The 8,784-nt window shown below is 68.1% G+C and carries 8 protein-coding genes and 1 pseudogene; 4 read left to right on the forward strand and 5 right to left on the reverse strand.

What is annotated here, in order from left to right:
* Positions 1–298 precede the first annotated feature (298 nt).
* Positions 299–1,582 carry an isoprenylcysteine carboxylmethyltransferase family protein gene (locus BDI24065_RS40380; RefSeq protein WP_175035876.1) on the forward strand — a complete coding sequence of 428 codons (1,284 nt, stop codon included), beginning with the start codon at positions 299–301 and terminating at the stop codon, positions 1,580–1,582.
* Between the two features lie 77 nt (positions 1,583–1,659).
* Here the strand turns inward: BDI24065_RS40380 and cml are convergent, their stop codons facing one another.
* Positions 1,660–2,892: a CmlA/FloR family chloramphenicol efflux MFS transporter gene (cml, locus tag BDI24065_RS40385; protein WP_175035877.1), complete on the reverse strand. Its 1,233-nt coding sequence runs from the start codon at positions 2,890–2,892 to the stop codon at positions 1,660–1,662.
* A 709-nt stretch (positions 2,893–3,601) separates the two neighbouring features.
* On the opposite strand from cml, the gene BDI24065_RS40390 reads away from it, so the two are divergent.
* Positions 3,602–4,192: a histone acetyltransferase gene (locus tag BDI24065_RS40390; RefSeq protein ID WP_175035878.1), complete on the forward strand. Its 591-nt coding sequence runs from the start codon at positions 3,602–3,604 to the stop codon at positions 4,190–4,192.
* Between the two features lie 58 nt (positions 4,193–4,250).
* A complete protein-coding gene (locus BDI24065_RS40395) occupies positions 4,251–4,823 on the forward strand; it encodes an NADPH-dependent FMN reductase (RefSeq protein WP_175035879.1) in 573 nt (190 codons plus the stop codon).
* Between the two features lie 80 nt (positions 4,824–4,903).
* Here the strand turns inward: BDI24065_RS40395 and BDI24065_RS40400 are convergent, their stop codons facing one another.
* The gene (locus tag BDI24065_RS40400) at positions 4,904–5,215 is read right to left on the reverse strand and encodes a DUF4148 domain-containing protein (RefSeq protein ID WP_175035880.1); all 312 of its coding nucleotides are present in this window, start codon (positions 5,213–5,215) and stop codon (positions 4,904–4,906) included.
* 240 nt (positions 5,216–5,455) lie between these two features.
* Between BDI24065_RS40400 and BDI24065_RS40405 the strand changes: the two genes are divergently transcribed.
* Complete coding sequence (locus BDI24065_RS40405) at positions 5,456–5,959, forward strand: DM13 domain-containing protein (protein ID WP_175035881.1); 504 nt, start codon at positions 5,456–5,458, stop codon at positions 5,957–5,959.
* Positions 5,960–5,992: 33 nt separating this feature from the next.
* Here BDI24065_RS40405 and BDI24065_RS40410 read toward each other — a convergent pair whose 3' ends face one another.
* From BDI24065_RS40410 to BDI24065_RS40420, 3 genes and pseudogenes are all read right to left on the reverse strand, one after another.
* The gene (locus BDI24065_RS40410; RefSeq protein ID WP_175035882.1) at positions 5,993–6,598 is read right to left on the reverse strand and encodes a DUF2894 domain-containing protein; all 606 of its coding nucleotides are present in this window, start codon (positions 6,596–6,598) and stop codon (positions 5,993–5,995) included.
* Entirely contained in the window at positions 6,595–7,239 is a 645-nt protein-coding gene (locus BDI24065_RS40415; protein ID WP_175035883.1) for an OmpA family protein, read from the reverse strand. Before BDI24065_RS40415 ends, BDI24065_RS40410 begins: the two co-directional genes overlap by 4 nt.
* Before the next feature lie 3 nt (positions 7,240–7,242).
* Positions 7,243–8,784, reverse strand: a pseudogene (locus BDI24065_RS40420) (DUF802 domain-containing protein); the annotation flags it as partial.

Here is an 8,784-nt window from a genome sequence, read left to right on the forward strand (position 1 = left end):
CGGCACGGCCAGCCCCGGCGGTGCGGCCGGCTCGGCCACGACGCCGGCCGGTGGCGGCTCCGTGCTGGGTGGCCTGACCGGCAGCTCGAACGGCGGTGCCGCGGGCGGCGCGGGCAACCTGCTGTCGCCGGTGACGAACCTCCTGGGCGGTCTGCTGGGCGGCGGCACCAAGAAGTAACGCTTTACCTATCAGAACCACAGGCCAATGGCCGGGCGCGCATCCATACAAAGCCCGGCCGACGGCCGGCGTCACCCGTCAAGCGGGGGCGCCGGCCCTCATCCGTACGAGGATCCGATCATGAATTCCACGCTCGACGGCATCGCCGCGGTCCAGGACCGCCCGCCCCGTTCCGCCACCCCGCTGCGCGCCGGCCTGCTCGGCATCGCGGCCGGACTCTTCGCGCTGTGGATCACGCGCGACCATCCGACGCTCGACGCGGCGACGCGCGCGGTCATCGCCAGCCTCGCGATCATCGGCACCATCGCGCTGCACGAAATCTTCATCTCGCGCGTCTACCTGCGCCCGAGCGCGGGCCTGTCGCGGCAGGCCGTCCGGCCGCTCGGCATCGCACGCGTCGCGACGCGGCTCGGCGCGCTGACGTCGATCTATGCAGGCATCGGCGTGATCTACTGGCTGCTGCCCGAATACCACGGCGTGTTCTACGTGCCGTTCTGGTCGCTGCTGCGCTCGCTCGCGCCGTACGTGATCGTCGCCGCGCCGTTCTACTTCGCGTGGATGGACCGCCACCAGCGCGAGACCGACGACGCGTACCTGCTGTGGGGCCGCTTCCTGTTCCGCCGCGAGCAGCCCGCGAGTTGGAAGCCGGTGCGCGAAATGCTGGCCGGCTGGGGCGTGAAGGCGTTCTTCCTGCCGCTGATGACCGTCTACCTGTCGAAGGACGCCGATCACCTGACCGCGTCGCTCGCGAACGCGGTGCACGCGCCGATGACGCTCGCGGCCTTCGTGTTCATGTACGACCTGTCGTTCACGATGGACCTGATGTTCGGCACCGTCGGCTACCTGTGCACGTTCCGCATCCTCGACAGCCACGTGCGCACCGTCGAGCCGACGACGCTCGGCTGGGTGGCCGCGCTGATGTGCTACCAGCCGTTCTGGTCGCTGTTCTCGAACAACTACATCCGCTACGAAGGCTCGATGTTCTGGGACAACTGGCTGATGTCGGCCCCGACGCTGCGCGTGATCTGGGGCACGGTGATCATCCTGCTGCTGCTGACCTACGCGCTGTGCACGATCTCGTTCGGGCTGCGATTCTCGAACCTCACCAACCGCGGGATCATCACGTCGGGCCCGTACCGCTTCACGAAGCATCCGGCGTACATCACGAAGAACCTGTCGTACTGGATGGTGTCGGTGCCGTTCGTCGAGCCGCTCGGCTGGCAGGTCGGGCTCATGCACTGCGCGGGGCTCGTCGCGGTCAACCTGATCTACTACACGCGGGCGAAGACGGAAGAGCGCCACCTGATGCGCGACCCCGACTATCGCGCGTATGCCGAATGGATCGCGCAACACGGGCTATTCGCGCGGATCAGGCAGGCATTCGGGCAGCGCGCGCCGGCCTGACGCGGCGGCGCAAGGCGGGGCCGGCCGCCCCCGTGACTTCACCGGGGCGCCGCGCCACCCGAAACCGCCGCGCGTGCTCAGTCGAACGAGACGCCGCGAGCGCTTCCGTCACGCTCACCGCGGGTCGCACGCGCCAGCCCGTTGATCGCGACGAAGCTCGCGAGGCCCATGCCGAAACAGCAGGCCGCCAGCGGCCACGCGGTAGCGCCGTCGAAGACCAGCGTGGCGAGCGTGCCCACGCCGGTGACGATCACGCCCTGCACCGCGTAGTAGAGCGCAACCGCCTTGCCGGCGGCATCGCCGAAATCGCGCAGCGCCCCGTTCGCAGACACCGACGACATCAGCACGATGCCGACCGCAACCAGCCACATCGGCATCACGAACGTCGCGAACGACGGCTTCGTCAGGACCGTGCAGACGGCCAGCACGATCGCGCCCGCCATCATCGTGAGCGCCCCTCGCGCAACGCAGCCGGCCTCGCCCCATCTCGACACGAACGTCCCCGCGAAGCGCGACGCGACGACCATCACGATCGCGACGGTCGCAAAGGCCACGCTGAACGCCACGCGGGAATAGCCCGCCCCGCCGACCAGCACGCGCGGCGCGGTGGAGAAGAACACGAAGAACGCGCCCATCGCGGCGGCAAACGCGAGCGTGTGAACCTGAAAGGGCCGGCTGCCGAGAATCGAGGCGACGGACGGCCCCTGCCGGTTCGCCGTCCGCGGCCGCGTTTCGTGCCAGCGTGGCCACGCACGGCCGCACGCGAGCAGCCCGAGCAGGCCGAGCGTCGCGAAGATCGCGCGCCATCCGCAGGCCGCCGCGATGGCCGCGCCGAGCAGCGGGCCCAGCGCGGGCACGAACGCCAGCATCGCGCCGAACTGGCTGTAGATCATGCGGCCTTCGGGGCGATCGGCATAGACATCGCGAACGGTCGCGAACGTGGCGACGAGCGCGGCCGACGCGCCGAGCGCCTGCAACACGCGCAGTGCGACGAACAGGCTGCCGCCGCCGGCGACCGCAAGCGCCAGCGAAGCCGCTGCAAAACACAGCGCGCCGCCCAGCACCACCGGCCGTCTGCCGACGCGGTCCGACAACGGGCCGAAGAGCATCTGGCCCAGGCCGAGGACGACCATGTAGACGCTCAGCGTCAACTGGACGATGGCCGGTGACGTGCCGAGCGCGGACGGCATCTCCGGGATCACCGGCAGGTACACGTCCATCGCCAGCGACGCGAGGAGATCGAAAGGCGCCATCAGCAAGAGCGCCGACGGCAACGAATAAGCCCAGACGGGCGTGGATTGTTCAGGCATGACAAGGCATCCGCTCAGAAAAGGGAATCTGGCGGCGATCTGCCTGGTCAGCGAGGGACAACGGGAGATCGCCGCAACGACCGGTTGACGAAGGTCGTTGCGGCTTAGCGATCCGTGGACGGGCCGGCTCCCATGGAGGAATCCTTGCGGTGTGCGTTGACTGCGCAGTGTAGTCGGTTCGACCGGGCGGCACCAGCCGCGTGGGCAAGGCCGGGCGGCGGCTGTCAGGCCGGCCCGCGTCGTCTTCCGCTCAGGCGGCGGCACGCGCTCATGCGGCCAATTGTCGCGAAACGACGCGAATCCGCCCCTTTCGTCGCTTTTCTCCCCCAGTCCGATTGCCCACCCCGATCGCGTCGCGTATGGTGCTGGCCGTCCGCGTGCGATACGGCGCCCGACCTGCGCGCTTGCCGCCCGGACCTTCGACCGTCGTCCCGCACGACGGCCGCGCGGGCCGTGCCCGCCGCTCACCGTCTCCGCGATGCCGCCCGTCGGCGCCGCGCATTCTTGAGGAGAGAGACGTGATCCACAAAGTCCTGATCCTGTTCGCACTCTGCATCGCGGGCCTCGCTGCGATCGCCGCCGGTTTCCAGCACATCCCCAGCTGATTCGCGGCCCCGGCTCGCTTCGCCGAGCCCGGGGGCCGCAGCCATTCCTTTCCCCTTTGCGATGAACCACTTTCTCGAGCCGCCCGGGACGGGCGACCTTTGCCATGCGTATCGACGTACAGCATTCCCAGCACGACATCGACGATGAACTCGACACGCTCTACGCGCGTCTGCACCAGCCGGGCCATCGCCTGCACGGCCTGCCGGCGGTCGCGCTCGGCCGCTCCGGTCTGATCGTCCGCCACCGCGAGGCGGACGGCGAATACTTCCTGTATGTCGAAGATCCGGCCGCGCGCCATCTCGCCGGCTATACGGTGTTCAACCGCCTGCCCGAAATCCCGCGCCGCGCCGACCGCTACCTGCGCGCGCCGCATACGCGGCTGCGCGGGTCCGCGCAACGCAAGGGGCTGGCGACGACGCTGTATCGCTGGGGGCTCGACGCGGGCCTGTGCCTGATCAGCGGCGCGCGCCAGTCGGTCGGCGCCGCGCAGTTGTGGACCGCGCTCGCGCAGGATTACCGGCACGGCTTCGTCGATATCGACGGGCGTGCGCTGCGCTATCTCGGCGAAACCGTCGCCGACGACGTGCACGGCGCGCTGCATACGCGGCGGCTGATGCTTGGTCATGGATGGGAAATCGGGGAATTCGCGCGTGTGGCGGGGATGGCCGGCGCCGTCCGGACGCCGGTGCGATAATCCGTGCGATCCGCGCGACGCTCACTGCTGTGCCACGCGCCAACCGACACGCACATCGATGGCTAACGAACCCCAAACCGACTCCGACCGCCACCTCGACATCGTCGCGCTGTGCGGCAGCCTCCGCGCGCAGTCGTACAACGCCGCGCTGCTCGATGCAGCCGCGCTCGTCGCGCCGCGCGGCATGCGCATCGTGCGCTTCGACCGTCTCGACGAATTCCCGCTGTTCAATCCCGATGTCGAATTTCCATCGCCCGCTGCGGTGCGCGACCTGATCGACCGCGTGAATGCCGCGGACGGCCTGCTGATCGCGAGCCCGGAATACGCGCACGGCGTAACGGGCGTGATGAAGAATGCGCTGGACTGGATCGTGGGATGCGAGGCCGTCGTGTACAAGCCGGTCGCGGTGCTGAATGCGTCGCCGCGTGCGACGCATGCGGACGCGGCGCTGCGGGAAACGCTGTCGGTGATGTCGGCGCGCATCGTCGAACCCGCGTCGATCACGCTGCCGATCCTCGGCAGTGAACTCGACGCGGCCGGGATCGCCGCGTATCCGCCGTTCGCGTCGGCGCTGATCGATGCGTTGCATGCATTGCACGCGGCAATTGCGGAAGGCGAGCCGTCACCCTGACGCTGCACATTCAAAAAACATATCGTAGTCCGGAATAATAGGACATGATGCCCGTCGCAAGACATCATGTCCGGCCCGGCTCATCGTCCACGGTAGATCGGCAGTTCGCGGGCAATCGAGCCCGATTCGCTCGCGGTCGGCGACATCGCCCCGTATCCACTCGTATCGGCCGTCGACGGCCCGGTCGAACCGATCTTCATCAGCGCTTCCGAGAGGCGCGCCGGATAGTACGGGTCTTCGCCGGTCTGACGGTAGCCGGCCGCGCGCACGGCGGCCAGTTCGGCCGTGACCTCCGCGCGCGTCACGGTGGACTCCGGCGCGGCCCATGCGGAAACGGAAACGGAAGCGGTCGCGGCAACTGTCGCGAGAACATACAGGGCAAGCTTGTTCATCTGATCTCTCCTGAGCGTCGACGACGTTGTCGACGGAGAGTGAGTCGACCTGCGGGCGCAAAGATGACACGCGCCTGCGGAAAATTTTCGACATCGTGTCGCCGTGCGGCTGCCGGGCGTCCTGCCCAATGTAGACGGCGTACGCAAACGAATGCCGACCGGGTGTCAGATTTTGCCGGCCCGTGCGACTACAGGGTTGTGGCCTTGCGCCACCCTCCGTTCTCGCTCATGGGGTCCGATATGAAAACCAGAATCTGGATACTGATCGCGTCGCATGTCGCGACGGGGCTCGTTGCATTCGCCGCGGGCATCTACGTCCTTCCGATCCTGACGGCATCGGAAGGCGCAAGCGCCGTCGAACTGCAGGTGGCCGCCGAAAACGCACGTCATACCGGCCGTTTCGCACGCGACCTGCCGGGCAGCGATCCGTTGCACTGGGCCGACGGCAAGCTGACCATCACCGATTCGTCGATCGCCTTCGAAGGCGACATCGCGCCGGGGCCCGATTACAAGATCTATCTCGTGCCGGAATTCGTCGATACCCGAGCGTCGTTCCTCGCGATCAAGGCGCGTGCCGCGCGCGTGGCCGACCTGAAGACATTCGGCAATTTCGTCGTGCCGCTTCCCGCCGACGTGAACCCGGCGCAGTACACGTCGGTCGTGATCTGGTGCGAGCGCTTTTCGAAATTCATCAGCGCGGCCCGGTATCGGAACGCGACGACGTCGGGCCTGGTGTCGATGTAACGGGCGCCGATCGCCGCCGCATGCGGTCGCACGCTAGCGGCTCTTGCTGCGCGTGCCCTTCTTCACCGCCTTCGCGCGCGGCGCTTCCTTCTCGGGCTGCGCGCCACCGCCGGCGAGATCCTCGAGCCACGCGAGCGCGTCGACATACGACAGGAACTGCTGCAGATAAGCCGGCGACAATTCGCGCATCGTCGCGAGCGATCGATGCACGAGACTGTTCGAATTGAGCGGTCCCGCGTTGCGCGGCACCTGGTCGAGCGACTGGCGATACTGCTGCTCCGTGCGGACTTTCGACCACATCGTGCGGAAGTAGTCGACCAGCTCGGGATCGAGCCCGCGCCGGTCGGCCTGCGCATCGCGCGCGAGCCGCTCGACGAGTTCCGCCAGCGCGCCGCGAACGGGCGCACCTGCCGCGCCGCTCGCGGTTGCCGTTTCACCGGCGCGTGCCACCACCTCCGCGAAGCCTTCGAGCAACGTCGCCAGCCGCGCGTCGAGCAATGCGCGCGCATCGCCGTCGAGCGCGGCCGCGCGCCGTTCGAGCGCGTCGATCCGGTGAAAGTGCACCGGATCGAGCCGGTCGGCGCCCTGCTCGCGCCATGCGTCGAGCGTCGCGCGAACGTGCGTCGCGTCGCTGGTCACTGCGCCTTCCCTCCGTTCGAGGCCGACTTGCGCGGCACCGGCGCAATCTCCACGCGACGGTTCTTCGCGCGGCCTTCATCGTCCGCATTCGAGCTGACCGGCTGTTCCGAGCCGAACGCGGCCGCGAACACCGACGACGCCGGCACGCCAGCGTCGATCAGCGCACGCGTGACGGTCAACGCACGCTTGGCCGACAGCTCCCAGTTGTCCGTGAACTGGCGGTTGCCCGCATGCACCTGCTGGTCGTCGGCGAAGCCGCTGATCATCAGGATCTCGTCGCGCGTCTTCAGGTAGGCGCCCAGCGGCACGGCCAGCGTCTTCAGCAGATCGCGGCCCGCGGGCTGCAACTGGTCGGAGTTCAATGCGAACAGCACGTTGCCGCTGATGCCGATGCGCCCGTTCACGAGCGTCACGCGGCCGGCCGCGAGCGGCCCGGCAAGCGCCTGCTCGAGCGACTTGCGCTGCTGCGCTTCCTGCTGGCGCGCGCGCACGGCCTCCTCGAGCTTCGACGTAAGCTGCAGCTGCATGCCGATCACGCCGACGAGGATCAGCACGAACGCGCCGAGCAGCACCGACATCAGGTCGGCGAACGCGGGCCACACCGGCGCGGAGGACCCGCCGCCGTCGATTTCGTCGTGCATGCGTTACGCTCCGACGCTCGCCCGCCGGCCGGCGAGCTGCTGCAGGTCTTCGACGATCTGCTTCTGCGACATCATGCTCAGGTCGATCACCTCGCGCGCCTGTGCGACGTAGTACTCGAGCTGCTCGTCGCTGCGCGCGAGCGACTTCTCGAGCGCGGCCTCGATGCGTTGCAGATGGGTCAGCAGCTTGTCGTTCGACTCGCCGAATACCTGTACGGCCATCCCGAACGCATCGCCGAGGCTGGCGACTTCGACAGCGCCCGCCGTGACCTGTGCGGCCACCGAGTCGAGCTTGCGCGTTTCGGCATCGACGGTGTCGTTGAAGCGCGCGCCGACACGGTCGAGCAGGTCGGCCGACGTGCTGACGAGCGCGTCGATCGCGGTGCGCTGTTCGGTCGACGCGTGGTTGACCGCGCCGAGCAGCGTTTCGAGCGTCGCAAGCAGGCGGCTGCGTTCCTCGAGCATCGCGGTGTCGTGCACCAGGCTGTCGGACAGGCGCTGGCGCAGCTCGGCGACGACGTCGGCCGCGGCCTTCGGCGCCTCCGATGCAGCCTGCACGAGACGCGCGATCTCGTTGATCGTGTCGCTCGCATGCACCTGCGCCTGCGCGGTGATGTCGTTCGCGGTGCGCGCCAGCGTGTCGCAGATGTCCTGCTGGCGCGTCGCGGCCTGCGCACTCGTCTGCGCCCATTCGTCGCGCAGCGCGGCGGCCATCGCGGCGAGCGAATCGTTCCAGGCGGACAGGCGCTGTTCGTCGCGCGCGGCGAGTTGCGTCTGCAGGCCGGCATGCGAATCGCGGATCGTCGACAGCAGGTCGTTCGAGCGTTGTTCGAACGTCGATGCCTGCGTGGTCAGGTCGCGCGTCGTTTGTGCCAGTGCGTCGCAGATTTCCTGCTGACGGCCTGCGCTGTGCACGCCTGCGCGTTGCCATTCGTCGCCGAGCTTCGTGGCCATCGCGGCCAGCGAATCGTTCCATGCCGACAGGCGTTCTTCGTCACGTGCAGCCAGTTGCGTCTGCAGGCCCGTGTGCGAATCGCGGATCGTCAACAGCAGATCGCTCGAGCGTTGTTCGAACGTCGATGCCTGCGTGGTCAGGTCGCGCGTCGTTTGCGCGAGTGCATCGCAGATTTCCTGCTGACGGCCCGCGCTGTGCACGCCTGCACGCTGCCATTCGTCGCCGAGCTTCGTGGCCATCGCGGCCAGCGAATCGTTCCATGCCGACAGGCGCTCTTCATCGCGTGCAGCCAGTTGCGTCTGCAGGCCCGTGTGCGAATCGCGGATCGTCGACAGCAGATCGTTCGAGCGTTGTTCGAACGTCGATGCCTGCGTGGTGAGATCGCGCGTCGTTTGCGCCAGTGCGTCGCAGATTTCCTGCTGACGGCCCGCGCTATGCACGCCTGCGCGCTGCCATTCGTCGCCGAGCTTCGTGGCCATCGCGGCCAGCGAATCGTTCCATGCCGACAGGCGTTCTTCATCGCGTGCAGCCAGTTGCGTCTGCAGGCCCGTGTGCGAATCGCGGATCGTCGACAGCAGATCGTTCGAGCG

It is taken from the genome of Burkholderia lata, assembly GCF_902499025.1.
Taxonomy (GTDB): Bacteria; Pseudomonadota; Gammaproteobacteria; order Burkholderiales; family Burkholderiaceae; genus Burkholderia; species Burkholderia lata_C.

Bases quoted from the DNA above. Each gene is read 5' to 3' on its own strand.
- BDI24065_RS40380 (WP_175035876.1), top strand. From the start codon at position 299: ATGAATTCCACGCTCGACGGCATCGCCGCGGTCCAGGACCGCCCGCCC.
- BDI24065_RS40405 (WP_175035881.1), top strand. From the start codon at position 5,456: ATGAAAACCAGAATCTGGATACTGATCGCGTCGCATGTCGCGACGGGG.
- BDI24065_RS40400 (WP_175035880.1), bottom strand. From the start codon at position 5,215: ATGAACAAGCTTGCCCTGTATGTTCTCGCGACAGTTGCCGCGACCGCT.
- BDI24065_RS40415 (WP_175035883.1), bottom strand. From the start codon at position 7,239: ATGCACGACGAAATCGACGGCGGCGGGTCCTCCGCGCCGGTGTGGCCC.
- BDI24065_RS40390 (WP_175035878.1), top strand. From the start codon at position 3,602: ATGCGTATCGACGTACAGCATTCCCAGCACGACATCGACGATGAACTC.
- cml (WP_175035877.1), bottom strand. From the start codon at position 2,892: ATGCCTGAACAATCCACGCCCGTCTGGGCTTATTCGTTGCCGTCGGCG.
- BDI24065_RS40395 (WP_175035879.1), top strand. From the start codon at position 4,251: ATGGCTAACGAACCCCAAACCGACTCCGACCGCCACCTCGACATCGTC.